The 24332-nt window shown below is 74.0% G+C and carries 17 protein-coding genes and 2 pseudogenes; 5 read left to right on the forward strand and 14 right to left on the reverse strand.

Annotation, left to right across the window (positions count from 1 at the left end; translation table 11 throughout):
* Window positions 1–106 precede the first annotated feature (106 nt).
* From ACIG0D_RS06865 to ACIG0D_RS06925, 13 genes and pseudogenes are all read right to left on the reverse strand, one after another.
* Window positions 107–760: a DUF6338 family protein gene (locus tag ACIG0D_RS06865; protein WP_399796770.1), complete on the reverse strand. Its 654-nt coding sequence runs from the start codon at window positions 758–760 to the stop codon at window positions 107–109.
* A 311-nt stretch (window positions 761–1071) separates the two neighbouring features.
* Window positions 1072–3780, reverse strand: a complete 2709-nt coding sequence (locus ACIG0D_RS06870; RefSeq protein WP_399796772.1) for a CHAT domain-containing protein — start codon at window positions 3778–3780, stop codon at window positions 1072–1074.
* Between the two features lie 255 nt (window positions 3781–4035).
* Window positions 4036–4659, reverse strand: a complete 624-nt coding sequence (locus ACIG0D_RS06875) for a hypothetical protein (protein WP_399796773.1) — start codon at window positions 4657–4659, stop codon at window positions 4036–4038.
* Between the two features lie 505 nt (window positions 4660–5164).
* Window positions 5165–5686 (reverse strand): phage holin family protein, encoded by a 522-nt coding sequence (locus ACIG0D_RS06880; RefSeq protein WP_399796775.1) that lies wholly within the window; start codon window positions 5684–5686, stop codon window positions 5165–5167.
* Window positions 5687–5726: 40 nt separating this feature from the next.
* Window positions 5727–7708: pseudogene (locus ACIG0D_RS06885) on the reverse strand (DUF5107 domain-containing protein).
* Between the two features lie 96 nt (window positions 7709–7804).
* Window positions 7805–8368, reverse strand: coding sequence for a GNAT family protein (locus tag ACIG0D_RS06890; RefSeq protein WP_365766697.1), 564 nt, complete (start codon window positions 8366–8368; stop codon window positions 7805–7807).
* A gap of 82 nt (window positions 8369–8450) precedes the next feature.
* Window positions 8451–8627, reverse strand: a pseudogene (locus ACIG0D_RS06895) (peptidase S15); the annotation flags it as partial.
* Between the two features lie 119 nt (window positions 8628–8746).
* A complete protein-coding gene (locus ACIG0D_RS06900) occupies window positions 8747–9670 on the reverse strand; it encodes an LD-carboxypeptidase (RefSeq protein WP_399796776.1) in 924 nt (307 codons plus the stop codon).
* On the reverse strand, window positions 9667–11634 hold the full coding sequence (locus tag ACIG0D_RS06905) for a prolyl oligopeptidase family serine peptidase (protein WP_399796778.1): 1968 nt from the start codon (window positions 11632–11634) through the stop codon (window positions 9667–9669). Before ACIG0D_RS06905 ends, ACIG0D_RS06900 begins: the two co-directional genes overlap by 4 nt.
* Window positions 11635–11638: 4 nt before the next feature.
* On the reverse strand, window positions 11639–12943 hold the full coding sequence (locus ACIG0D_RS06910; protein ID WP_399796780.1) for a M20/M25/M40 family metallo-hydrolase: 1305 nt from the start codon (window positions 12941–12943) through the stop codon (window positions 11639–11641).
* On the reverse strand, window positions 12936–13769 hold the full coding sequence (locus ACIG0D_RS06915) for a M55 family metallopeptidase (protein WP_399797083.1): 834 nt from the start codon (window positions 13767–13769) through the stop codon (window positions 12936–12938). Before ACIG0D_RS06915 ends, ACIG0D_RS06910 begins: the two co-directional genes overlap by 8 nt.
* Before the next feature lie 187 nt (window positions 13770–13956).
* On the reverse strand, window positions 13957–16362 hold the full coding sequence (locus ACIG0D_RS06920; protein WP_399796782.1) for an MFS transporter: 2406 nt from the start codon (window positions 16360–16362) through the stop codon (window positions 13957–13959).
* 161 nt (window positions 16363–16523) lie between these two features.
* Entirely contained in the window at window positions 16524–16967 is a 444-nt protein-coding gene (locus tag ACIG0D_RS06925) for an SRPBCC family protein (protein WP_399796783.1), read from the reverse strand.
* Window positions 16968–17124: 157 nt separating this feature from the next.
* Between ACIG0D_RS06925 and ACIG0D_RS06930 the strand changes: the two genes are divergently transcribed.
* The 3 genes from ACIG0D_RS06930 to ACIG0D_RS06940 all read left to right on the forward strand — a co-directional run bounded on the left by ACIG0D_RS06930 (window position 17125) and on the right by ACIG0D_RS06940 (window position 20397).
* Window positions 17125–18189, forward strand: coding sequence for an Rv2578c family radical SAM protein (locus ACIG0D_RS06930; RefSeq protein ID WP_399796785.1), 1065 nt, complete (start codon window positions 17125–17127; stop codon window positions 18187–18189).
* Between the two features lie 144 nt (window positions 18190–18333).
* Window positions 18334–19914 (forward strand): alpha/beta hydrolase, encoded by a 1581-nt coding sequence (locus ACIG0D_RS06935; RefSeq protein ID WP_399797084.1) that lies wholly within the window; start codon window positions 18334–18336, stop codon window positions 19912–19914.
* Between the two features lie 84 nt (window positions 19915–19998).
* Window positions 19999–20397 carry a RidA family protein gene (locus ACIG0D_RS06940; RefSeq protein WP_399796786.1) on the forward strand — a complete coding sequence of 133 codons (399 nt, stop codon included), beginning with the start codon at window positions 19999–20001 and terminating at the stop codon, window positions 20395–20397.
* 52 nt (window positions 20398–20449) lie between these two features.
* On the opposite strand, the gene ACIG0D_RS06945 is transcribed toward ACIG0D_RS06940, so the two are convergent.
* A complete protein-coding gene (locus tag ACIG0D_RS06945) occupies window positions 20450–21037 on the reverse strand; it encodes an adenylosuccinate lyase (RefSeq protein ID WP_399796788.1) in 588 nt (195 codons plus the stop codon).
* 422 nt (window positions 21038–21459) lie between these two features.
* Between ACIG0D_RS06945 and ACIG0D_RS06950 the strand changes: the two genes are divergently transcribed.
* Window positions 21460–23265 carry a 3-hydroxyacyl-CoA dehydrogenase family protein gene (locus ACIG0D_RS06950; RefSeq protein ID WP_399796790.1) on the forward strand — a complete coding sequence of 602 codons (1806 nt, stop codon included), beginning with the start codon at window positions 21460–21462 and terminating at the stop codon, window positions 23263–23265.
* A 160-nt stretch (window positions 23266–23425) separates the two neighbouring features.
* A complete protein-coding gene (locus tag ACIG0D_RS06955) occupies window positions 23426–24235 on the forward strand; it encodes a TetR family transcriptional regulator (protein WP_399796791.1) in 810 nt (269 codons plus the stop codon).
* The last annotated feature ends 97 nt before the right edge of the window (window positions 24236–24332 follow it).

A 24332-nucleotide genomic window follows, 5' to 3' on the forward strand; every position in this document is an offset into this window, starting at 1 on the left:
GCCGCCAGAAAGAGGAATGGACCCTCCGGGAGAAATCAATGGAATGACGGGAACGCAGAAAGGTTTTTCCGTCGATGGAATTGCCGGTGCACCCGGTCTCTCGCCGTCAGTTCCGGGCGGACCGGTGCACGGGGACCACGGTGATTTCGATGAGTCGGATGTGTGCGCCGGGGATGATGATGAAGTCCGCGTCCGAGGGCTGCGGGTGGGCCTCGCCGGGGCGGCGGATCGAGATGGGGTGGTGCAGGGCGACGTCCCGGTAGTAGGTGTCGCGCTCGTCGGAGACCATGTGTCCGCTGCCGTGCACCTGTGTGTCGTCGTCCATCAGCACGCACACCCGGGGATCGGCCTCTCCACGCTGGGGCCTGAGGAGTTCGGTCCACACGGTGCCGGGAGCCGTCGACCAGCTGCCGGCACCGTCACGACGGCCGCGCAGCTCCCCCAGCGCGACGCAGGCGAGTGTGCTGAGGACGAGGACGAGGAGGCCGGAGCGGATGAGGTGACCGGCGTGTGAGCGGGCGTACGCCGCGCCGGACAGGGTGCCGTCCAGTGTGGCCAGGCCCGGTACGTACTCGGCGAGGGTGAGAACACTCGCCGCCGCGGCCAGCGTCGCGAAGGCGCCGACAGAGAAGAGTTCGGCGATCTCCCGTGCGGCGCTCGGCCGTTCACGCAGGCGGTGGCGTTCGTACCGGACGAGATAGAGGTAACCGGGCACGGCCGCGTACAGCAGGGCCGCGAGGCCGGCGAGGTCGGAGGGCATGGAGGGTCACTCGGCGGGCGGAGACGGTGGAACCGGTGAAGCCGGGTCGGTCGGCGGGGTCGGCGGCGGTTGCGGGACGGGCGGGTGCGTATGACGGTCGCCGGCCCGGTACCTGCTGACGAGGACGCCCAGCCAATGGTCCCCCTCCGGTTCCGCATCCTGGTCGGCACCGTCCGCCCCCGCCTCGACGGCCTCCTCCTCGAAGGGCCCGGGGGTGACCGGCCGCGGCTCCGTCTCGTCCGTCATCGTCGTTCCTCCCGCCTGTCGGCAGTCCGCATTCGGTACTCGTCCCCGTCCTCCCGGGACGGTGGTCACCTTGCTCCGTAGGCCGTGATACCGGCCCACCTGTCGATCCGTTCCGGTGCGTCGTCCTGGTCCAGCAACGCCACCGCGGCCCGGCGGGCGGCTTCCAGCGGAGCGCTGCCCCGGCAGCGGGCGTCGAACCAGTGGCGGGCGTGCCGGGTCGCGGGCCCGGAGGAGACCGGAAGGGGGCTGGCGAGCACGAAGGCCGCCCCCGCCTCGTGGAAGGCGTGGACCAGCGCGTTGGCGGCGTCACCGGCGAGTTCGAGGTCGCGCGGCCTCCCGGGCGTCGTCCTGGCGAGCGCCCCGGGCCCGCCGCTGTGGTCGCTCGTGGCGCGCAGGCCGGTGCTGCACATGGTGAGCAGCACCTCCTCGAAGGCCGTCCGGCTCATGAGCACCTGGCCCGTTTCGAGTGTGCCGTCGGCCATCCACACGCCCGCGCCGAAAGGTTCGCCGGGTGCGATCACGCCATGGGTGATGATCTGGAGCACTTCCGTGCGGTCGCCCGGCGGCCCGGAGTTCAGCAGGTCGTGCAGCACGCCGACAGTGGCGCCGCGGCCGGTGATCGGTTCCCCGCGCAGCCGCTCGGGTCCCAGCTCTTCGGCTGCGCGGCAGACCGCCGCCAGCACTCCGGGGAGCGGCTCGCCGCGGTGCGGCCGGTCCACGCCCAGGAGTGTCGCCCGGACCGGCTTCTCGTCGGACCGGTCGCAAAGGAGCGGCACACACGACAGGTTGGGGACGACGCCGATGGCCGTGCCGCGGATCACGTGACGACCCCGGTGGCGGACGACCGTCCACGGCAGGTTGTGCAGCCTGCCGTGCGGGGAGAGCAGGCAGGTGCCGCTGTGCGCGATCTCCTCGGCGAAGGCTTCGGGGATCAGATCGGCGAGACCGATGCCGTGGTGCCCCCAGAACTCCAGGCGTCGGACTCCGTATCGCAGGAGTTCGCGCTGGTGGGCCGCCAGCGCGTCGAGCGTGCGGTCTTCCAGCCGCCGGACGCTCGTACGCAGCCTGCCGTCCGGTGTCGCCAGCAGGGCGAGGATGCCACCGGGGCGTTCGTACAGGCTCAGGGCCACGCAGGGGCCGGGGTTGCCGCCCGGGGCAGCGGTGCCGTAGGCGGCCAGGAAGCGGGTGAGGCGGTCCGGGTCGAAGGGCGGGTCGTCCCTGATGAGGTGCCAGCGCGGGTCCACGGCGCGGATCTTGGTGAGCAGCTCGGCTCGTTCGGCGCCCAGCCGGGCGGCTTCCTCCGGGGAGCCGCGTCGCTCGGCGGCCATGATGCGCGCGGTCAGTTCGGCGAACCTGCCGTGGTCCGGTCCACGCCACGGGTCCCGTCCGGTGGGCGCGGCGGAGCCGTCCGCCGCGCGCCGCGCGTCCGAGCGCGCCAGAGAGAGCCGAGCCGAGAAGGCGCGGGCCTTGAGCAGATCGGTGACGACGGCGCACAGTCGGGCGTCGCGGGTCTCCTCCGCGAAAGCCAGTGCTTCCTCGAACAACGGCCGGCGAAAGCGCAGATGCAGTGTGTCGAAGCGATGGCCCAGCGGGACGCGCAGTACCCGGTCGAGGGCGAGTGCCATGTCGAGATAGGAGCCCGCCGCACCGGCCCGGTCCGCACGGCCGCGGTGGGCCCGGGCGCGCTCGGCGTGCAGGCCGGCCGCGACGGAGTCGTCGGGACGGTCGGCCAACTGACGCACCCCGCGCCGGCACCAGCGCAGGGCCTGCTCCGGCCACCCCTTCGCCTCCGACAGCCGGGCCGCCTCGGCCCGCATGCGGCAGTAGACGGCACCCCGCACCAGCCGCAGATGTGCCCGCATCGAGGTCCGGTCCTCGGCGCGGGCGCCCTCGAAGAGCGGGGCGGCGGCGTCCAGGTGTCGGCCTGCCTCGGCCACCGCGCCACGGTCGAGTGCGCAGCGGGCCAGTTGCAGCAGCCCCGCTTCCGGCAGCCCCGACGCCGCGTACTGCGCCATGCCCATCAGGTATGCCCGCTCCGCCTCCACCGGCGCGCCCGAGTCGCGCAGTGCGCCCGCCTTCACGTCCAGCAGCCGTGAGTAGACGGTGGAGGCCTGAAGCAGCCGGGCGGCCGTCGCCGGACCGTCACCGCCCCGCGCGAGGAGCGCCGCGAGGGGGCGCATCGCGTCGGGGTCGGTCTGGTCGATCGGCCCGTCGGGGAGCATCGCGGCGAGTTCTTCCTCCAGCGGTGCCAGCACCTCCAGCGCGGTTTCGGCGTCGTACAGCCGGTGCAGCGCCTCGGCCCGCAGGACGCGGAGGTCGCCGTAGGGGGCGGGCGCTGTGCCGTGCGTGGCCCGGGACGGACTCTCCGGCTGCCGCGTGGCCCGGTCCACGAGCGCGAGAGCCTCGCTGGCCCGGCCCTCCTGCAGCTCGTACTGGGCCTGGCTCGCCAGGAAGCTGCGGAGCTGGTCCGCGGTCGCGTGGGGCGTGAACTCCTCTGCCTGCGCCCAGTGCTCCTTGACCTGCCGGTGCGTACGCACCCCTGCCTGGTGGGTGGTCAGCTCCCGGCCGTAGGCGTCCAGCAGGATGCCCGCAATGTCGGACGCCTTCACCTGTGCCGGTGTGTCGTCACCGGGCCGCTGCGCCAGCGCCAGGACCCGTCGTCCGAGCGTGGTCAGCTGCTCGAAGAGCTGTGCGGTGGGCTGCCCCGCGTCAGCCGCCGTCCAGTACTGCGTCCGCACCTCGAAGAAGCGCGTGGCCAGGTTGTGGAGTTCCACCCCGTGCCCCCCGATCCCCGATGCCGCCCGCCGCCGCGTACCGCCTGTGCCTCCGGAGCCCCCGGGTGCGTCACGACGTGGTCCGGTGGATCCCGCGGCCCCGGTTCTCCGGCCGACTCGGCGACCACCGTACGACCGAAGGGACCGTGAGGGGAACTGCCACAGGGAGCCGCCGGAGCCCACTGTGCTGCGGCGCGCGCTCCCTCCCGGCTCCGTGCGCTCCGCACAGCGGGGCACCCGGTGAGCGAGCACCGCCTAGTCCTCGATCAGGGCCCGCTCCTCGTCGGTGAGCCGGGCGTAGCAGGCCTCCTCCGTGGCCATCACGGTCATGTGGTCGAGGGCGGGCGCTTGGGCGTGCCGGGCGTGCAGGAACCAGCCGTGCTTCTCGTACGAAGCCATGAAGTAGGTGCCGTCGTTCCCGAGCGGCGTCTCCCTCGGCGACGCGGTCGCCTTCCAGCCCCGCGCCGCGAGGCCGGACAGGACGGCGTCGAGCTGCCGCCGTGTGGTGGCCGGATCGACGGCGCCTGGAGAGCCGTACCGGGTCTCGGCGGGGGTCCAGCCCACCGTGCAGGGGGCCAGTCGCGTCATGAGCGCGGCCACCTTGCGTTCCTTCTCGGGGCCGGCACGGTCGAGGCGCTGAGGGGACACGCCGAACCCCAACTCCACCTTGCCCTCCGCCGACCCGGCGGCCGCGACGGCCGCGCGCAGGTCCTTCAGTACGCCGTGCCGCCCGAAGGACTTCGCCGACGGGGGTGAGGGCGTGGGAGAGGCGGCGGCAGAACCGGCGGGAGGGCCGGCGCCCTCACCGCATGCGGTGGCGAGGATCGCCCCCACGACGAGAGCAGCCGCCCGTCCGGCCCTGATCGTGCTGCCCCGCATGTGCTCTCCCCTGCGCGCGGACCGGCCGTGACCGCTTTCGTCCGGCCCGGTCGGTCGGATACCGACGCCGGAACCTCGCACGCCCGCGTCCTCTAAGGGGAACGGGCCCGTGGCCGGTCCGGTCCCCCACCCCGGCAGCGACCGACCGGTCAGCGCCGGGCCAGCCGCCTCGCGGCCGGCACTCCCGCGCCGACGGTGAGCACGGCGCCCACCCGGCCGCGCCGCTGCCGCCGCCGGGGACCCGTCCGGGTCCGGTCCGCTCCTGCCGGCTGCCGTCCCCGGTGCGCTCGAGGTAGCGGCCCAGCAGCCCGGGTGCCACGGCGTCGACGAGCGGGGTGGCCAGGTGGAGCCGCCCCGGCATCCGGCTCAGCAGCCAGTCGAACTGCGGGGTGTTGACCGCGCGCGGCGGAGGCGCGGGCCGTCGCCCGGCCCACGCCTCCGCTCGCCCCGGTGACGACCACGGTTCTGCCGCGCCGCGACGGCGTCCCCGGCCCGTGCCGCACGATCACGCCCGGTGGTGCGGCTGCTCGGGGTCGATGTCGTCCGGCCGCGGCGCCGGGGCGCCGATCCCGCCGGGGGCCGGGGTGCCCGCGCCGGGCGCGCCCGTGGCGGCGCCGGCCCCGCCGGGGGCGACCGGCGGCATCGGCGGGTAGGCCGGGCCGCGCCCGCCGGGCGCCCCGGCGGGCGGGGTGGCGCCGGCGGTGCGCTCCCGCCCGGCGTCGTACTCCGAGGTGTGCTTGGGCCGGGCGGCGCCGCGCAGCGCGTAGGCGACGGCGCCGAGGATCGCCGCGGTGATCAGCGCGGCGGCCCAGTCCGGCAGCACCAGCGCCAGGGCGAGCCCGACGGCGAGCGCGAGGGCCGCGCCCGCGTAGAGGGCGACGGTGCCGGACGCGGCGTACAGCATCGCCGTGCGGCGCTGCTTGCGGGTCTGCTGCCGCAGTTCGTCGCGGATCGTCTCGCGTGCCACCTGCGCCAGCTCGTCGGCGAGGTGTTTGTCCAGATGCTCCAGATGATCCAAGCGGTCCATGGCCGCCGGGTACCCGGCGCGGGTGGCGCGTAACGCTTGGTCACGGCGTGGGCGGGCGCATCCGGAAGTCGTGGCGCGCGGGCAGCGGCGCGTCGGACAGCCGGGCCCACAGCAGGCCGATCGCCTCGGCGCCCTCCCGCAGGTCGGCGACCTCGAACCCGGCGTCGAACACGGCGCGTGCGGCGTCGGGGCGTCCCTCGGCGAGCAGCAGTTCCGCCTCCAGCAGCCGGAACCGGCCGCGCGCCCGGGTGGCGGGACCGAGGCCGTCCCACACGGCCCGCGCCTCGGCGGTGCGGCCGACCGCGAGCAGCGTCTCGACGGCCTCGCGGCCGAGCGCGGCGGCGACTCGGCCGGCGGCCCCTCGGGATCCTCCCGGCACAGCCGGTCGAAGGCCTGTGCGTACCGGTCGGCGGCCCGCTCGTCGTGGCCGTCCGCGCGGTCGGCGACGGCGAGGCAGCGCAGGGCGGGCCAGTCGCCGGGGGTGAGGGCGAGGCACCGTTCCCAGCTGCGCACGGCCTGTGCCCGGTCCCCGGCGTGCCACTGGGCGATCCCCAGGTGGTACTCGGTGAGGGGTGTGGCGGGCGCGGTCTCGAGCATGTCCCGCCAGTGCGGGGCGACCAGGGTGGGGCCGGGCGGACCGCTGCGGCGCGGCTCGGGCAGCGCACCGGCGCGCAGCAGGTGCAGCCAGGGCGCCTGGGCGTCGCCGAGGGTGTGCTCGGGAAAGGGCGTGCCGGGCAGCTTCCAGCCGCCGCGCACCCCTTCGAGCGCGCCCCAGCCCGAGCCGCGGGCGAGGATCTCACCGGGTTCGGTGTCGGCGTACGGCGTCCAGGCGGCGTACGCCTCCTCGACGGCACGGCGCGGCAGTACCGCCTCCAGCCGGTCCTCGGCGGTGCGCAGCACGTCCGCCCACTCCCCTTCGGGCGGGGTGTCGATCGGACCGTAGACCTCCAGCCAGGACACCTCGCTCCCGGCCTCCAGCCGGACGTGTTCCAGCTGGGTGCGGGCGAGTCCGGCCTGGATCTCGCAGTAGCCGCCGGTGCCGGGCTCGGTGAGCCAGTCCTGCCAGCGCCGCCCGCCGCTGCCGGTGCCCCACACGAACAGCTTGCGCCCGCGCAGCACGTCGGTGGAGGTCTGCACGAGGCCGTGCCCGGCGGCGTCGACGGCGGCGATCCAGCGGCGCCGCCCGTCGGGCACTTCGTAGAACCAGTCCGCGGCGTAGACGCTGTTGAGCGGGTACGTGCGGTCGACCCCGTCGTACGTCGGGACCGGCACCCGCCGCAGTCTCCGCTCATAGCCGATCGGGGTACCACCCACGCCGTCAAGGCAGTGGGGCAGCCAGGCCTCCTCCGCCGGTGCGAGGACCCTGCACTCCTCGGGGACGGCGATGTTGGACCACCAGTACGTCGGCACGGGCCGCTCGTGCGGGTTGCGGATCCGGACGCCGACGTGGAGGAAGTCGGAGCCGTCGGGCAGCCACAGGTCCAACTGGAACGGCAGGTCGCGCAGGCGTTCCCACTCCCACAGCCGCAGCATCTCCCCGCCGTCGGGGGCGGGGACGCGGGCGGCGTGCAGGGGTGCGCAGGAGAGGGTGGTGTGCCCGGTGGCGCCGATGTTCCATTCGACGCCACCGGAGAACCAGGCGCCGTTGATTGCGAAGTTGGCGGGCTGGAGGACGGGATTGCGGTAGAGCAGTTCGCGTCCCCGGTGTTCCAGTGAGACGAGCCGTCCGCCGAGGCCGGGGAGGACGGTGGCCCGCAGCCGGTCGTTCTCGAGGACCAGCGCGTCGAGGTCGCGGGGTGCGCGGTGGCGGTCGTAGCCGTCGCGGAGCGGGACGGGGAGCAGGCTGCGCAGCGGCTCGTAGCCGATCTGGCGGGCCATGTCCGGTGGCAGGTCGCGGCGGTCGCGCTCGTCGACGCGGTGGACGTCGTCGAGGGGGCGCAGCGCGGGCAGCGGGTTGTCGGGACCCAACTCGGCGGCGGGCAGCGTCACTACGGCACGTCGGATCGTGGTCACGATCTCCATGGAACCCGGCGCCCGGCACCCTGCCCAGGGGACCTACGGGTCAGGATTGGGCAAAAGGCGGCCACGGCGCCGTACGTCAGCCGGTCCGACGAGAGGTCACGTGGACTCCCGCATCTCGACGGTGAGCGCCCAGCGCTCGTGGTCGCGCCAGGCGCCGTCGATGAAGAGCATGTTCGGCGAGAAGCCCTCGCGCCGGAAGCCGAGGGCCTTCGCCAGGTTGATGGAGGCGGTGTTGCCGGGCTGGACGTTGATCTCCAGGCGGTGCAGCCGCATCGGCCCGAACGCGTGCCGCACGACCAGCTCCAGGCCTTCCCTCATCAGCCCGCGCCCGGCGGCGTGCGCGAAGGCGCCGTAGCCGAGGGCGCCGCACTGGAAGCCGCCGCCGACGATGTTGTTGATGTTGATGAACCCGGCGATGGCCCCCGGCCCGGCCGGGCCGTCCTTCTCGCAGACCAGGAAGCCCGCCTTCGCCGGGTCGTCGATCAGCCGGCCCGCGTAGGCGGCGTACGCCTCGAGGGTGTCCGGCGGGAACAGCCAGGGGTGGTGCAGGTCCTTGCTCTCCCGGACCCGCGCGGTGAACTCGGCACCGTCACGGTGGGTGAAGTGGCGTATGCCCACTCGGGGGCCTTCGGCGAGGTAGCGGGACGTGGTGTGCGGCACCGCACCAGCGTACGACGGGAAGGGCGACGCTTCAGAAGAGCCACCCTCACCTGCCGTCCGCCCGCCTCACCTGCCGTCCGCCTCAGCCGCCGGTCACCGGCAGCCGCAGCACGCCGGTGCCGTCGGGTGCGCTGACCACGGTGACCGGCTTGACGCCCCGGTTGCCGAAGTAGGCGCCGTCGCTCGCCGCGATCACGAACCGCAGCCGGTGTCCCGGCTCGTACCGGTGCACGATGCCGGGCAGGGTCACGGTGAACGGGGGGCACAGCAGGATGGGGGTCCGGACCCGGTGCAGGTAGGAGACCGGGGAGACGCTGCGGGCGTAGGCGAGCAGTTCGGCGGTCCGGTCGGCCGGGTAGCGGCCGGGGTTGAGGGCGCTCAGCGCAGTGCGGGCTCGTCCAGCGTCAACGTACCCGCGTCCGCGTCGAGTTCGGCGGCCACACCGAAGGGAATCGTCAACGCCCCCGCGCAGTGCCCGAACCCGAACTCCTCCACCACCGGCACCCCGAGCGGCACGAGCCGTTCGGCGAACAGGGCGCGCACGTGGTCGTACGGCCCGCACTCCTCCCACGAGCCGAGCAGCACCCCGCGCACCCCGTCGAGCCGGCCGGACCGCAGAAGCTGGGTGAGGCAGCGGTCCAGGCGGTACGTCTCCTCCCCCACGTCCTCCAGGCAGAGCAGCCCGCCACGCGCGGAGGTCCGGGCGTGCGGGGTGCCGAGTTCGGCGGCCAGCAGACTCAGACAGCCGCCGAACAGGGTCCCGCGGGCCCGGCCCGGCACCAGGGCGCGTCCCGGGGAGGCGATGGTGCGGACCGTCTCCGGCGCGAACAGGGTGGCTTTCAGGTGCTCCTGGGCGCGGGCGTTCTTAAGGAAGTCGATCCCGGCGGCCATCGGCCCGTGCAGGGTGACCAGGCCCAGGCGGACGGCGAACGCCTCGTGCAGGGCGGTGATGTCACTGAAGCCGACCAGGACCTTGGGCCCGGCGGCGCGCAGCGCCTCCCAGTCGAGCAGGTCGGCCGTCCGCTGCGCGCCGTAGCCGCCGCGGGCGCACAGCACCGCGTCCACGGACGGGTCGCACCAGGCGGCCTGGAAGTCGGCGGCGCGGTCGGCGTCGGTGCCCGCGAGGTAGCGGAACTCCGGGTGCCGGTCGAGGACGTGCGGGGCCACGACCGGGTCGAGGTCCCAGCCGCGCAGCACGTCGAGCCCGGCCTGGAGGCGCTCCTCGGGCACCGGCCCGCTGGGGGCGACGACGGCGACCCGGGCGCCGGGGGCGAGCCGGGCGGGCCGCAGGAGTTCCTTCACTCGGTCAGCTCCAGCCGGGGCACGCCGGGCACCCGCAGCCCGAACACCTGGGCGTACAGGGACAGTTCGGCCTCCAAGGCGCGCACCATGGTCTCCGCCCGGCGGAATCCGTGCCCCTCCCCCTCGAAGGCGAGGTACGCGTGCGGCACGCGCCGCCCGTTCAGCCGGGCCAGGAACCGCTCGCACTGCGCGGGCGGGCACACCACGTCGTCCAGCCCCTGGAGCAGCAGGAACGGTACGGCGATGTCGTCGGCCCGGGTGACCGGGGAGCGCTCGGCGTACCGTGCGGGCACCTCGTCGAGCGGCCCGACCAGGCTCTCCAGATAGCGCGACTCGAAGTCGTGGGTCCCGCCCGACGCCCAGCCGGTGAGGTCGAGGACGGGGTAGATGATGGTGCCGCAGGCGTAGACGTCGGTGGCGGCGAGGGAGGCCGCGGCGGTCCAGCCGCCCGCGCTGCCGCCCCGGATGGCGAGCCGCGCCCGGTCGGCGGTGCCCTCGTCGGCGAGGGCGCGGGCGACGGCCGCGCAGTCCTCGACGTCCACCACGCCCCACTGCTCGCGCAGCCGCTCCCGGTAGGCCCGGCCGTATCCGCTGGAGCCGCCGTAGTCGACCTCGGCGACCCCGATGCCGCGGGAGGTGAAGTACGCGATGTCGAGGTCGAGGACGATCGGGGCGCGGCTGGTGGGCCCGCCGTGCGCCCAGACGACGTACGGCGGCAGTTCGCTGGCGGGGGCGGTGCAGGCGGGGTGGTGCGGCGGGTACACCCGGGCGTGGATCTCGCGGCCGTCGGGGCCGGTGAAGGTGCGGGTCTGCGGCTCGGGGTAGTAGGCGGGGTCGACGGCGTCGTCGTGCGCGGCGCCGACGACGCGGGCCCGGCCGGTCCGGGTGTCGAGTTCGACGACCTCGTGGGCGGTGCGCGGGCTGGCGCCGACGGCGACGACGCGCTCGCCGTGCACGGCGAGGGTGGCCGCGAACTCGGTCCACGGGCCCGCCGTGTCGACGAGTTCGCCGGATTCGGGATCCAGTACCCCGAGCACGGCCGATCCCCGGCCGTGCACGACGGCGATCAGCCCGCTGTCCAGCGGCGCGAACCACCGGCGTCCGACCTCCCACAGCGGTCCGCCGAACTCCTCCTCGCGCGGGCACAGCGGTTCCCCGTCGCGGTAGAGGTTCCACCAGCCGGTACGGTCGCTCGCGTACAGCAGCCGGCCGTCCGCCGACCAGTCGGCCTGGGCGACGGACTCGTCCGGCCCGCCGGCCACCGTCCGCGCTCCCCGCAGGCTCCCGTCCGCCCGGACCTCGGCGACGATCAGTTCCGTGCCCTCCCACGGCATCCGCGGATGGTCCCACGCGAGCCAGGCCACCCGCCGCCCGTCGGGCGCGAGCCGCGGCCCGGTGACGAACCGGTGCGCGCCGTCGCTCAGTTCGCGGACCGCCGCGCGGTCGTCGGCGGCCGAGCCGTCCAGCGGTACGGCGGCCAGGACCCGGCGGACGTCACCGGGCCCGTCGCCGGTGAACTCCTCCAGCACGCACCACACTTCGCCGCGCTCCGCCCGCAGCAGCGGATCGGCCCAGCGCAGCCCGCCGCCCACCGCGGACAGCGGCGTCAGCGGACGGGGCGCGCCGCGCCCCGGCTCGTACCGGTACAGCCGCTGGTCGGCGCCGTGCGCGAACACCACCAGCGGGCGGCCGTCCACGACGGCGCCGGTCCAGGGCCGGCCACCGTACTCGCAGACCCGGCTGCGCACGTTCCACGGCGCGGGCAGCACCTGCTCCTCGGTGCCGTCCGTGCGCCGCCGCACCAGGGCGCGCCGGCCGCCCTCGGCGGGCCGCGGCTCGGTCCACCACACCTCGTCGCCGACGAAGCCGACCCAGTCGGGGCGCCCGTCGTGGGCGGCGGCGAGGGCCGCGTCGATCGGTGACGGCCAGGAGCCGTAGGGCAGGGTGTGCACCTGGTCTCCCATCCGCCTAGGCCGTCCGCAGGAAGCGGTCGAGGACCCGGACGCCGAAGTGCAGGGCCTCGACCGGCACTCGCTCGTCCACGCCGTGGAACATGGCCTGGTAGTCGTAGCCCTCGGGGAGCTTGAGCGGGGTGAAGCCGTAGCCGGTGATGCCGAGCCGGGAGAACTGCTTGGCGTCGGTGCCGCCGGACATGCAGTAGGGCACGACGTGTCCCTCGGGGGCGAACTCCTCGACGGCGGCGCGCAGTCGGGCGTACGTCGGTGAGTCCACGGGGGCCTGGAGGGCGACCTCGCGGTGGTGGAACTCCCAGTCCACGTCCGGGCCGGTGAGCCGGTCGAGGGTGGCGCGGAACTCGTCCTCGCCGCCGGGCAGATACCGGCCGTCGACGTAGGCGACGGCCTCGCCCGGGACGACGTTGACCTTGTAACCGGCGTCCAGCATGGTCGGGTTGGCGCTGTTGCGTACGGTCGCCTCGACCAGCTTGGCCGCCGGGCCGAGCTTCTCCAGCAGCCGGTCGACGTCGCGCAGGTCGGTGTCGATGCCGTAGAGCGCGGCGAGTTCGGTGAGCGCGGCCCGCACGGTCGGGGTGAGCCTCAGCGGCCACTCGTGGGCGCCGATCCGGGTGATCGCGGCGGCGAGCCGGGTGACCGCGTTCTCCCGGTTCACCTTGGAGCCGTGCCCGGCGCGTCCGCGCGCGGTGAGCTTCAGCCAGGCGGTGCCGCGTTCCCCGGCGGCGATCGGGTAGATCTGCCGGCCGGCGCCGTCGTGGAAGGTGAACGCCCCGGACTCGCTGATGCCCTCGGTGCAGCCCTCGAACAGGTACGGGTGGGTGTCGGCGAGGAACCCGGAGCCGTCCTCGGCGCTGGCCTCCTCGTCGGCGGTGAACGCGATCACGATGTCCCGGCGGGGCCGGAAGCCCTCCCGCGCCCAGGACCGGACGACGGCGAGGATCATCGCGTCCATGTTCTTCATGTCGACCGCGCCGCGCCCCCAGACGACCCCGTCGCGCACCTCCCCGGAGAACGGGTGCACGCTCCAGTCGGCGGCCTCGGCGGGGACGACGTCCAGATGGCCGTGGAGCAGCAGCGCGCCGGCGGACGGGTCGGTGCCCTCGATCCGGGCGACGACGTTGGTGCGGCCCGGGGTGCGCTCCAGCAGTGTGGGTTCGACGCCCGCGTCGGCCAGCCGCTCCGCCGCGTACTCGGCGGCGGGCCGCTCCCGGCAGTCGCCGCCGCCCCGGTTGGTGGTGTCGACGCGGATCAGGCCGGAGGTGAACTCGACGACCTCGTCCAGCGCGCGCCCGTCAGCCATACTGCTCCTCCACTGCGGCCGAGACGACGGTGGTGACCGCCTTGAAGGTGCGGATCCCCTCGTACATGGTCGGGCTGGTGTACGCCACCTTGCGCTCGCCGATCCGGTCGACGCCCGGCACGACGGTGGCCGCCATCGCCAGGTGCTCGGCGTCGAACTCCACGGCGACCGTGTGCGGTCCGCCGGTGACCGGTTCGCGCCGCCCGGCGAGCGTCACCGCCTCCTTCGCCGCGGCCCGGATGTCGGCGGCGGTCCTGGCGGGCGTACGGCACACCGCCGCGTACCGCGACACATGGTCCTTCACCGCGACCTTGGGCGCCTCGGGCGCGTAGCCGAGCGCGTCCTCGCAGGCCACGTCGTCCCCGGTCACCAGCACGACGGGGACGCCGTACTCGGCGACGACATGGGCGTTGAGCAGTCCCTCGCTGGCGCGGACGTCGTTCAGCCAGACGCCGGTGATCTGGTTGGCGAGGTAGGTGTGGGCGAGGACGCCCTCCATGCCGGCGCCCGCGTGGTAGCCGACGAAGGCGATGCCGTCGACGTCGCCGTGCTGGACGCCCTCCACCATGGACAGCGCCTTGTGCCGCCCGGTCAGCATCTCCACCCGGTCGTCCAGCCGCTCCAGCAGCAGGTTGCGCATCGTCCAGTGCGCCTCGTTCACCAGGACCCGGTCCGCGCCGCCGTCGAAGAAGCCGAGCGCGGCGGCCTGTACGTCCGAGGTGAACATCGCGCGGCATCGCTCCCACTGCGGTGTTCCCGGCAGGACGTCGGCCGGCCAGGTGACACCGGTGGCGCCCTCCATGTCGGCGCTGATGAGGATCTTCACCATGCTCCTCACTCCGCTGCCGCGGACCGCGGATCTTGTCGCCCACACGTTACGCGCGGCCCCGACGCCAGACCAGAACGTACGCACGGACGCCTGCCCCGCGGCGGGCGCCCCCGGCGGCTTCGCCGGGGGCGACTCGGCGGTGAGGAGCGGCCGTTGGCGGGGCGCCGCGCGCCCCGCCAACGGTCTAGTCCTCGTGTCCCAGCTGGAGGTCGCGTTCGGTACGGCCGCCGCCCGCCACCTGGAGCACGGTGGCCACGGGCGGGTAACCGGCGGCGATGACGGTGTACTCGCCGGAGGACAGGTCGACGAACCGGAACGTGCCGTCGGGGCCGGTGGTCAGGGTGTCGACGACGTTGCCCGCCGCGTCGAGCAGGGTGACGCGGGCGTCCTCGACGGGCCGTCCGCCGCCTGCCCGTACGGTGCCGCGCAGCACGGCGCCGCCCGCGAGTTCGATGTCCTGGCGGGTCTCGCGGGCGGCCTGGACGGTGACCGGGAGCGCGGCGGGGCGGAACGCGGGCGCGCTGGCTGCGAGGGTGTACTCGCCGGCGACGAGTTCGGTGATGAGGTAGCCGCCCTCGCGTCCGCTGCGGGTGGCGGCGACGACCTCGCCGTGCACGTTGGTGAGGGTGACGGTGGCGTCGCGGACGGGGGTGCCGTCGGCGGTGACGACCGTCCCGGCGAGGCGTCCGGCGCCGCCGAGGACGACGTCCAGCTCGACGGGGCGCTCGCCGACGGTCACGGAGACCGCCTGCGGCTGGTGGCCGCCCGCGGCGGCGATCAGCACGTACGCACCGACGCCCGGGGTGGCCAGCGCGTACCGCCCGTCCTCGCCGCTGGCGCCCCGCCCGATCTGCTGTCCGGCACCGTCGATGAGGGTGAGGGCCGCGCGGGGCACGACGGTCCCGTCGGAGTGCTGCACCGTGCCGCAGACCGGGATGCCGCCCGTGTGCGCCGGGCGGGCGCGCGGGAACGGCGCGGGCCCCGGGGCGGGCACCGTCGGGGTCTCCGGGGCGGTGGCGGGGGCGTTGTGGGACACCAGTGGTCTCTCCTTGAGGAAGCAGGCGATGAGCAGGCCGAGGACGAGCACCGGCACGAGGTAGAGGAAGATCCTCGGCATGGCGTCGGCGTAGGCCTGGATGTAGTTGTCGCGCAGCGCGGGGGGCAGCGCGTGGACCAGCTCGGGGGTCAGGGACTCCGGGTCCGGCAGCCGGGCCCCGTCGCGCGCGGGCAGGTGGTCGCCGAGGGCGTCGGTGAGCCGGTCGGCGAAGAGGGTGCCGAAGACGGCGGCGCCGACGCTGCCGCCGATCTGCCGGAAGTAGTTGTTGGCGCTGGTGGCGGTGCCGAGGTCGGCGGGGCGCACCGCGTTCTGCACGGCGAGGATCAGCACGGGCATCACCAGGCCGATCCCGGCGCCGAGGACGGCCATCCAGATGCTGTAGTGCAGCCGGGGCGTGTCGGTCTCCAGCCGGGACAGCAGCCACATGCCGAGCGCGGACAGCGCGCTGCCGAGGACGGGGTGGAGCTTGTAGCGGCCGGTGTGGCTGACGAGCTGGCCGGAGACGATGGAGGCGCCGACGATGCCGCCCATCATGGGCAGCATCAGCAGCCCGGACTCGGTGGCGCTGGCCCCGTCGACCATCTGGAGGTAGGTCGGCAGATAGCCGGCCGCGCCGAACAGGGCGACGCCGACCACGAGACCGATCAGGCCGGTGACGTTGAAGACGGAGTCCTTGAACAGCCGCAGGGGGATGAGGGGTTCGGCGGCGAAGCGCTCGGCGATGAGGAAGAGGACGGTGGCGGCGAGGGCGCCCGCGCCGAGGCCGAGGATGACCCGCGAGTCCCAGGCGTGTTCGGTGCCGCCCCAGCTGGTCAGCAGGACCAGGCAGGTGGAGGCCGCGGCGAGCAGCAGCGCGCCGAGCACGTCGAAGCGGGGTTTCGCGGTGGGCTTGGGGAGTTTCAGGACGAGGGCGACGACGGCGAGGGTGACCAGGCCGAACGGCACGTTGATGTAGAAGCACCAGCGCCAGGAGAGGTGGTCGGTGAAGTAGCCGCCGAGCAGCGGTCCGGCCACCGAGGCGAGTCCGAAGGCGGCGCCGATCAGGCCCATGAACCGGCCGCGCCGCCTCGGCGGCACGATGTCCGCGATGATCGCCTGGACGCCGATCATGAGTCCGCCCGCGCCGACGCCCTGCAACGCGCGGAAGGCGATCAGCTGGTCCATGGTCTGCGCGCGCCCCGCGAGCGCGGAGCCGGCGACGAAGACGACGATGGCGAACTGGAAGACGCCCTTGCGGCCGAGCAGGTCGCCGAGTTTGCCGTAGATCGGCAGTCCGACGGTGGCGGTGAGCAGATAGGCGGTGATCGCCCAGGACATCTTGTCCAGGCCGTGGAGTTCGCCGACGATCCTCGGCAGCGCCGTGGCGACGATCATCTGCTCCAGGGCGGCGAGGAGCAGGGCGAGCAGCAGCGCGAAGAACACCAACCGCACCCGGCGCGGGCCGAGTTCGACGGTCTCCGCGACGGGTGGGGCCGGAGGCGGCGGGGGCGTCGCCGCGACCGGCTCGTCCTGCACCAGAGTGATCCCGCCCACGTACCGCTCCCCTCGCCGCGCCGCTGCACGCTGCGCACAGAAGTCCTGCGCGAAGCGACAACTACGGGCAAGTGCGACGAGTCACGGCATAAAGCCGGTCGATACGGAGAACCACTCGATCCGGTGAGAGCGCCAACGCCCCGTAAACGATTGAGTCTTGACTACTTCTCGACTTCCGCGGCGAGCTTGGCGAGGACCGCGTCGTAGATCCGGCCGAGGCCCTTGGGGGCGAAGGTCCTCTCGAAGAAGCCGCCGATGCCGCCGGCGCCGTTCCAGACCGTGGTCACGACGACGCGGGACTTGCCCTCGCCGGCCGGGGTGACCCGCCAGGTGGTGACCATGGACGAGTTGCGGTCCTTCTCGACCAGCTCGCCGTCGGAGGGCTCGGTGACCTCCAGGAGGCAGTCGCGGATGCGCTTGCTGGTGGCCTGGAGCTTCCAGTGGACGAGGGTGCCCTCGCCGTCGCCGCCCTCGCGCACCTCGTACTCGCTGAAGTGCTCGGGCAGCAGCTTCGCACGCGTGCCGCTGTAGTCGGCGAGGGTGTCGAACACCGTCTCCGCGTCCGCCGCGACGACCCGCTCGGTAGTGGCCTCGACCTGCGCCATTGCGTTCCTCCAGCACCTGGGTTCTCGGGGTTGGGGCAAGCCAACCACCCCGGCGCCCGGCCGCCCAAATCGGGGTCCGGGTATGCCCGCACACTCGTTCGCACGATCATGGGAACAAGTGTTCTATTCTGTGGTCGAGCACTATCGAGGAGGCGTCATGCGCTGGGAGAACCTCTCCGTCGGGTCCGACGACCACGCCCGGGCCGACGCCGCGCTGTTCGGCGCGGACGCGGTGACCACCCGCACCTTCGACACCCCGGAGTTCCGCGGGACCACCTTCCACGAGGTGCGGGCCCGTTCGATCCTCAACCGGGTGCCCGGGGCCTCCCGCATGCCCTTCGAGTGGACGGTGAACCCCTACCGCGGCTGCTCGCACGCGTGCGTCTACTGTTTCGCCCGCAAGACCCACAGCTACCTGGACCTGGACACGGGCCTCGGCTTCGACACCCAGATCGTGGTGAAGGTGAACGCCCCGGAGCTGCTGCGCCGCCAGCTCGCCTCCCGGCGCTGGCAGGGCGACCACATCGCGATGGGCACCAACGTCGACTGCTACCAGCGGGCGGAGGGCCGCTACCAGCTGATGCCGGGCATCCTCGCCGCCCTGCGCGACCACGCGAACCCCTTCTCCATCCTGACCAAGGGCACCCTGATCCTGCGCGACCTGGACCTGCTGACCCAGGCCGCGCGCGTGACGGACGTCGGCGTCAACGTCTCGGTCGGCTTCACCGACCCCGCGCTGTGGCGCACCGTGGAGCCGGGCACCCCGGCGCCCGAGCGGCGCCTGGACGTCGTACGCACCCTCGGGGAGCACGGGATCGGCTGCGGGGTGCTGATGGCGCCGGTGATCCCGTTCCTGAGCGACGAGCCGGCGCAGCTGCGGGCCACCGTGCGGGCGATCGCCGCCTCCGGGGCCACGTCCGTGACGCCGCTGGTGCTGCATCTGCGGCCCGGCGCCCGGGAGTGGTTCATGGCGTGGCTGGCGCGTGAGCACCCGTATCTGGTGCGCCGCTACGAGCGGCTGTACGCGGACGGCGCGTACGCCCCGAAGTGGTACCAGCGCCGGATCACCCGCCAGGTGCACGAGCTGGCCCAGGAGTACGGCATCGGCCCCGCGCGGGCGGGGATGCCGCGCCGCGTCCGCCCGGCCCGGCAGGACCCGGCGGCGACCCCGGCACCGGCCCCGACGGCCTCCTCGGAACCGACCCAACTGACGCTGCTGTGAGCGCATTGGGGCGCATATAGCGGCTCAATTGGGTCAAGTCTCGCCTGAACATGTTCTTCCGGGTGCTCCTGCCGGGACGATCCGGCGAGGACCGTGATCCTCGCGGTCCGGAAACCTCCGTCCCGGGAGGACTTCATGGACTCGTTGACCCGGCGCGCGGCCGTGCTGTGCGGGGCCGCCGTCGTCGCGGCCGGAACGCTCACGGCCGCCCCCGCCCAGGCCGGCACCCCCCGCGCGGTCCCCGCTCCGGCCGCGGGGCTCGCCTGGAAGAAGTGCGGCACCGCCGCCTACCCGACACTCCAGTGCGCGTCCCTGAAAGTGCCGCTCGACCACGCGGACCCGCGCGGACGGCAGATCACGCTGGCGCTGTCCCGCGTGCCGCACACCGCCAAGACGTACCAGGGACCACTGCTGGTCAACCCCGGCGGCCCCGGCGGCAGCGGCCTCACCCTCGCCGGATTCGTCGCCTCGTCACTGCCGAAGGCGGTCGCCGCGCAGTACGACGTGATCGGCTTCGACCCGCGCGGGGTGGGCCGGAGCGAGCCCGCCCTCGACTGCGCGCCCGGCCACTTCGCCCCGGTGCGGCCGGACTCCGTGCCGGGCACGCCCGCCGTCGAGGCCGCCAACCTCCGGCGAGCCAAGTCGTTCGCGGACGCCTGCGGCAGGAAGTACGCGGACGTGCTGCCGCACATCGACACCGTCGCCGCCGCGCGGGACGTCGACCGGATCCGCCGTGCACTGGGCGCCGAGCGGATCTCCTACTTCGGCTACTCGTACGGCACCTACCTCGGCGCGGTCTACGCCCGGCTGTACCCGCAGCGGGTGCGCCGCGCGGTCCTCGACTCGGTCGTCGACCCGACCGGGGTCTGGTACGAGAACAACCTCATCCAGGACCGCGCCTTCAACGACCGCCACCGCGCGTTCCTGGCCTGGGTGGCCCGGCACGACCGGACGTACCGGCTCGGCACCGACCCGGAGAAGGTCGAGACCGCCTGGTACGCGATGCGGGCGGCGCTGGCGAGGAAACCGGCGGGCGGCACCGTCGGGGCGGCGGAGCTGGAGGACACCTTCCTGCCCGGCGGCTACTACCACGGCTACTGGCCGCATCTCGCCGAGGCGTTCGCGGCGTACGTCAACGACAAGGACACCGAACCCCTCGTCGCGGCGTACGAGGAGTTCGGCGCGGCGGACGCCGCCGACGACAACACCTACAGCGTCTACACCTCCGTGCAGTGCCGGGACGCCCGCTGGCCGCGCGACTGGCGGCGCTGGCGCGCGGACAACTGGGCGGTGCACGACAAGGCGCCGTTCATGACCTGGAACAACGCCTGGTACAACGCGCCGTGCGCGTTCTGGCCGGTCCGCTCGGAGCGCCCGGTGCGCGTGGCGAGCGACCGGCTGCCCCCGGTGCTGCTGTTCCAGGCGACCGGGGACGCGGCCACCCCCTACCGGGGCGGCGCCAGGCTCCACCGCCTGCTGCGCGGCTCCAGCCTGGTGGTGGAGGACGGCGGCGGGAACCACGGCATCACGCTGAGCGGCAACGCGTGCCTCGACCGGCATCTGGCGGCGTATCTGACCGACGGCACGGTGCCACGCGGCGACGGCGACGGCGACGAGGCGGACGCGGTGTGCGCGGCGCTGCCGGAGCCGAAGCCGCTGACCGCGGAGCGGGCCATGGCGACGCCGGGGGCGGCCCTGCACCGCCTGATCGGCTTCCGTCCGTGATCGGCTTGCGCCCGTGATCGGTTTCCGCCCGTGAGGCGACGACCCGTCGGGGGCGTTGTCAGACCCATGGTCCACCATGGGGGCATGACCGAGCCGACCAGGATCCCCGCCCCCGACGGCGTCGCCCCCGCCGCGCAGTACTCGCACGTCGTGATGGGCACCGGCCGCTTCGTGGCGATATCGGGCCAGCTCCCGCTGGACGAGGACGGCGGACTCGTCGGCGAGGGCGATCCGGCCGCCCAGGCCCACCAGGTGTTCGAGAACATCCGGCGCTGCCTGGCCGCCGCCGGGGCGACGTTCGACGACGTCGTCAAACTGACCTACTTCGTCACGGACATGGCCCACATGCCGGCGATCCGCGCGGCCCGCGCCGCGCACATACCCGACGCCCGCCTCCCGGCCGCCTCCGCCGTCCAGGTCGCCGCACTGGTCCGGCCCGAGTTCCTGATGGAGGTCGAGGCGTTCGCGGTGGTGACGGCGTGACGTGCGCCCCCGGCGGGACGGTACGTCCGACGGCCCGCGGGGTGACCCGTCGTCACCGCCGCTGCCGCGGGATCCGGGCCAGCGCGCGCACCGCTGCCTCCGCCAGGGACGGGTGGGCCAGGGCCTCGTTGAGGACGGGGCGGGCCCGGGGGTCGGCCAGGGTGCCCAGGCCCTCGACGCAGGCGAGGGCCACGCGGCGGTAGGGGTCGTGCGGGCGCAGCCGGCGTTCCAGGGTGGTGATGAGCGCGGGCACGGACTCCGGCGCCCGCAGCTCCACCAGGAGGCGGACCGGGTGCAGGGCGTAGGCCACGCGGAGTTCGTTGGTGGCGAGGGCCGCCGCCGCGCGGGCGGTGCGCGGGTCGGCCAGGCGGGCCAGTGCGTACGCCGCGGCGGCGCAGCGGGGCGGGTCGCGGTGGTTGAGGAGCAGGACCAGGGCCTCGAAGGCGCGGCGGTCCCCGGCCACGCCCAGCCGGAAGGCGGCCAGTTCGCGGGCCCACAGGGGCTGTCCGGGGGCGGTCAGCACCTCCGCGAGTTCGTCGTGGTCCTCGGTCGCCAGCAGATGCTCGTACGCCGGCGAGGCTTCCGACTCCTGCCGTAAGCGTTCGGTGAGCGTTCGTGACGCTTCGTCCCTGACATCCATGAGGTGAGGGTAGGGGTGAACGGCCGGGCGGGGGACCCGATGAGGGACCCACATCACAAAGACGAGGGACTGGCGCGCTCGTTACCCGCAAGTTAAGCTCAGACGAGCGAGTTACCCACTCGCAGCTCCTCGCGACGGTCTGGTGACGCGGCCGCCGCAAGGGGACGTCTCCCACGCCCCTCGGGCCGTGGGGGAAGCAGTCGGTTCGGTACGTCTTCCGTACCTCGGTACGACTCGGCCACGGGACAGGGCCGGTCGGTTCACCGCCGTCTCGCGGACGTGTGCGCGTCCGCGACGACCGGCACCGGGCGTGTGCGCTCGCAGCCCGGCAACACCCGCACCTTCTCCACGCACCCGGTGTGCGCCGTTTCGGCGCACCCGGGCGCGCTTCCCGTCGTCACCCTCATTCCTGGAGTCCCGCGATGGCCGCTCCCCTGTCCGACAGTTCCCTGTCCCCGCTCCAGACCGTCGCCGTCGTCGGCCTCGGCACCATGGGCACCGGTATCGCCGAGGTCCTCGCCCAGGCCGGCCGCACGGTCGTCGGCATCGACATCAGCGAGGCCCAGGCCGCGCGGTGCGTCGCGGCCCTGGAGGCCTCCACCGCCCGCTCCGTCGAGCGCGGCCGGCTCACCGAGCAGGAGCGCGCGGACGCCCTCGCCCGGATCCGCACCTCCACCGACCTGCGGGCCGCGGCCGACGCCGACCTGGTCATCGAGGTGGCGCCGGAGTCGTACGAGATCAAGCAGCAGATCTTCCGCGAGCTGGACGGCATCGTGCGGCCCGAGACGATCCTCGCCACCGGCACCAACGCGCTGTCGGTGACCCGGCTGGCCGCCGAGTCGGCCCGCCCGGAGCGCGTCATCGGCCTGCACTTCTTCAACCCGGCGCCGGCCATGAAGCTGGTCGAGGTGGTCTCCTCGGTGCTGACCGCGCCGACGGCCGTCACCGCGGTGACCGATCTCGCCCTCGACCTCGGCAAGGAGCCCGTCGCGGTGGGCGACCGGCCCGGTTTCGTCGCCGACGGCCTGCTGTTCGGCTACCTCAACCAGGCCGCCGCGATGTACGAGGCGAAGTACGCCTCCCGTGAGGACATCGACGCCGCGATGCGGCTGGGCTGCGGGCTGCCGATGGGCCCGCTCGCGCTGCTCGACCTGATCGGCATCGACACCGCCCGCACCGTCCTGGAGGCGATGTACGCCGAGTCCCGGGACCGGCTGCACGCCCCCGCGCCGATCCTGAAGCAGCTCAGCGAGGCGGGCCTGACCGGACGCAAGGCGGGCCGCGGTTTCTACACCTACGAGGCCCCGGGCAGCGCCACCGTCGTGCGGGACGCGCTGACGCCGCACGAGGGCGACCTGGCGGTCCCCGGCCGCCCGGTCCGCTCGGTCGGCGTGGCGGGCTCCGGCACCATGGCGTCCGGCATCGCCGAGGTGTTCGCCAAGGCGGGCTACGAGGTCGTGCTGGCCGCCCGCAGCGAGGAGAAGGCGCAGGCCGCCAAGGACCGGATCGGCAAGTCCCTGGCCCGGTCGGTCGACAAGGGCCGGATGACCGCCGAGGCCGCCGCGCAGACCCTGGAGCGGATCGTCCCGGCCGGCTCCTACGACGCCTTCGCGGACGTGGACCTGGCGGTCGAGGCTGTCGCGGAGGACCTGGAGGTCAAGCGGCAGCTGTTCGCCGCGCTGGACAAGGTCTGCAAGCCGGGCGCGGTCCTGGCCACCACCACCTCCTCGCTGCCCGTCGTCGCCTGCGCCCGCGCCACCTCGCGCCCGCAGGACGTCATCGGCATGCACTTCTTCAACCCGGCCCCGGCGATGAAGCTGGTCGAGGTGGTCCGCACCGTGCTGACCGCGGACGACGTCCACGCCACGGTCCGCGAGGTGTGCACCAAGATCCGCAAGCACGCGGTGGACTGCGGGGACCGCGCCGGGTTCATCGTGAACGCGCTGCTCTTCCCGTACCTGAACAACGCGATCAAGATGGTCCAGGACCACTACGCGTCGCTGGACGACATCGACGCCGCGATGAAGCTCGGCGGCGGCTACCCGATGGGCCCGTTCGAGCTGCTGGACGTGGTCGGGCTGGATGTCTCGCTGGCCATCGAGCAGGTCCTGCACCGCGAGTTCCGCGAGCCCGGGCTGGCCCCCGCGCCGCTCCTGGAGCACCTGGTGGCCGCGGGCTGCCTCGGTCGCAAGACGGGCCGCGGCTTCCGCGAGCATGCCCGGCGCTGAGCGGCGCGGCGACCGGTTCCGGGTGGGTGCGGAGTGGGGCGGACTGCTCGACCCGGAGCGGCTCGCCCCGCCCGCGCCGGCCCGGACTCCCCCGCCCCCGGAGGGCGGGGGAAACCCCGGACCTGCGCAAAAGGCCGCACATATGCAGTACGTTCGGGTCATGTCCCAGCCCGCCAAGTCCTCCCGTACACCAGCCACGCCCGACGCGCCGGAAAGTGCCGCAGGCAGTCGCGCCGCCGCCCAGCGGCTGAAAATGCGCCGAGAACTGGCGGCCGCGGCGATGGAACTGTTCGCGACCAAGGGGTACGAGGCGACCACCGTCGACGAGATCGCGGCCGCGGCCGGGGTCGCCCGCCGCACCTTCTTCCGCCACTTCCGGTCCAAGGAAGAGGCGATCTTCCCGGACCACGACGACACCCTGATCCGCGCCGAGGCGGTGCTCAACGCCGCCCCCGCGCACGAGCATCCGCTCGACACGGTGTGCCGCGGGATCAAGGAAGTGATGAAGATGTACGCGGCCCGGCCGGAGATCTCGGTCGCCCGCTACAAGCTGACGCGCGAGGTGCCCACCCTGCGCGAGGCGGAGATCGCGTCGGTGGCCCGCTACGAGCGCCTCTTCACCCGCTATCTCCTCGGCCACTTCGACGAGCACGCGCACGACGACGACGCCAACGACGACCCGCTGCTGGCGGAGGTCGCCGCGTCCGCCGTGGTCACCGCGCACAACCACGTCCTGCGGCGCTGGCTCAGGGCGGGCGGCCAGGGCGACGTGGAGGCCCAGCTCGACCACGCCTTCGCGATCGTCCGCAAGACCTTCGGCACCGGCATCATGGCGGGGCGCACCACGGCCCCGCGGCCGGCCGCGGCGACGGCCTCCGCGCACGGTGAGGTCCTGGTGACCGTGGCGCGCACCGACGCGCCGCTGGAGGAGGTCATGCGGACCATCGAGGAGGCGCTGAAGGAGCGCTGACCGCCGCGCCGACCCGCCCGCACCGATGTGATGACGGCCACCCCACGGGGTGGCCGTTTTGGCATGTCAGAGGCGGTTTTCGCCCCTCTCGGAGCCC

Source organism: Streptomyces sp. NPDC052773, from assembly GCF_044547145.1.
Lineage (GTDB): Bacteria > Actinomycetota > Actinomycetes > Streptomycetales > Streptomycetaceae > Streptomyces.

Excerpts from the sequence above, each read along its gene's own strand:
- ACIG0D_RS06865 (WP_399796770.1), bottom strand. The coding sequence starts at position 760 with ATGCCCTCCGACCTCGCCGGCCTCGCGGCCCTGCTGTACGCGGCCGTG.
- ACIG0D_RS06875 (WP_399796773.1), bottom strand. The coding sequence starts at position 4,659 with ATGCGGGGCAGCACGATCAGGGCCGGACGGGCGGCTGCTCTCGTCGTG.
- ACIG0D_RS06880 (WP_399796775.1), bottom strand. The coding sequence starts at position 5,686 with ATGGACCGCTTGGATCATCTGGAGCATCTGGACAAACACCTCGCCGAC.
- ACIG0D_RS06905 (WP_399796778.1), bottom strand. The coding sequence starts at position 11,634 with ATGGGAGACCAGGTGCACACCCTGCCCTACGGCTCCTGGCCGTCACCG.
- ACIG0D_RS06910 (WP_399796780.1), bottom strand. The coding sequence starts at position 12,943 with ATGGCTGACGGGCGCGCGCTGGACGAGGTCGTCGAGTTCACCTCCGGC.
- ACIG0D_RS06925 (WP_399796783.1), bottom strand. The coding sequence starts at position 16,967 with ATGGCGCAGGTCGAGGCCACTACCGAGCGGGTCGTCGCGGCGGACGCG.
- ACIG0D_RS06930 (WP_399796785.1), top strand. The coding sequence starts at position 17,125 with ATGCGCTGGGAGAACCTCTCCGTCGGGTCCGACGACCACGCCCGGGCC.
- ACIG0D_RS06940 (WP_399796786.1), top strand. The coding sequence starts at position 19,999 with ATGACCGAGCCGACCAGGATCCCCGCCCCCGACGGCGTCGCCCCCGCC.
- ACIG0D_RS06945 (WP_399796788.1), bottom strand. The coding sequence starts at position 21,037 with ATGGATGTCAGGGACGAAGCGTCACGAACGCTCACCGAACGCTTACGG.
- ACIG0D_RS06950 (WP_399796790.1), top strand. The coding sequence starts at position 21,460 with ATGGCCGCTCCCCTGTCCGACAGTTCCCTGTCCCCGCTCCAGACCGTC.
- ACIG0D_RS06955 (WP_399796791.1), top strand. The coding sequence starts at position 23,426 with ATGTCCCAGCCCGCCAAGTCCTCCCGTACACCAGCCACGCCCGACGCG.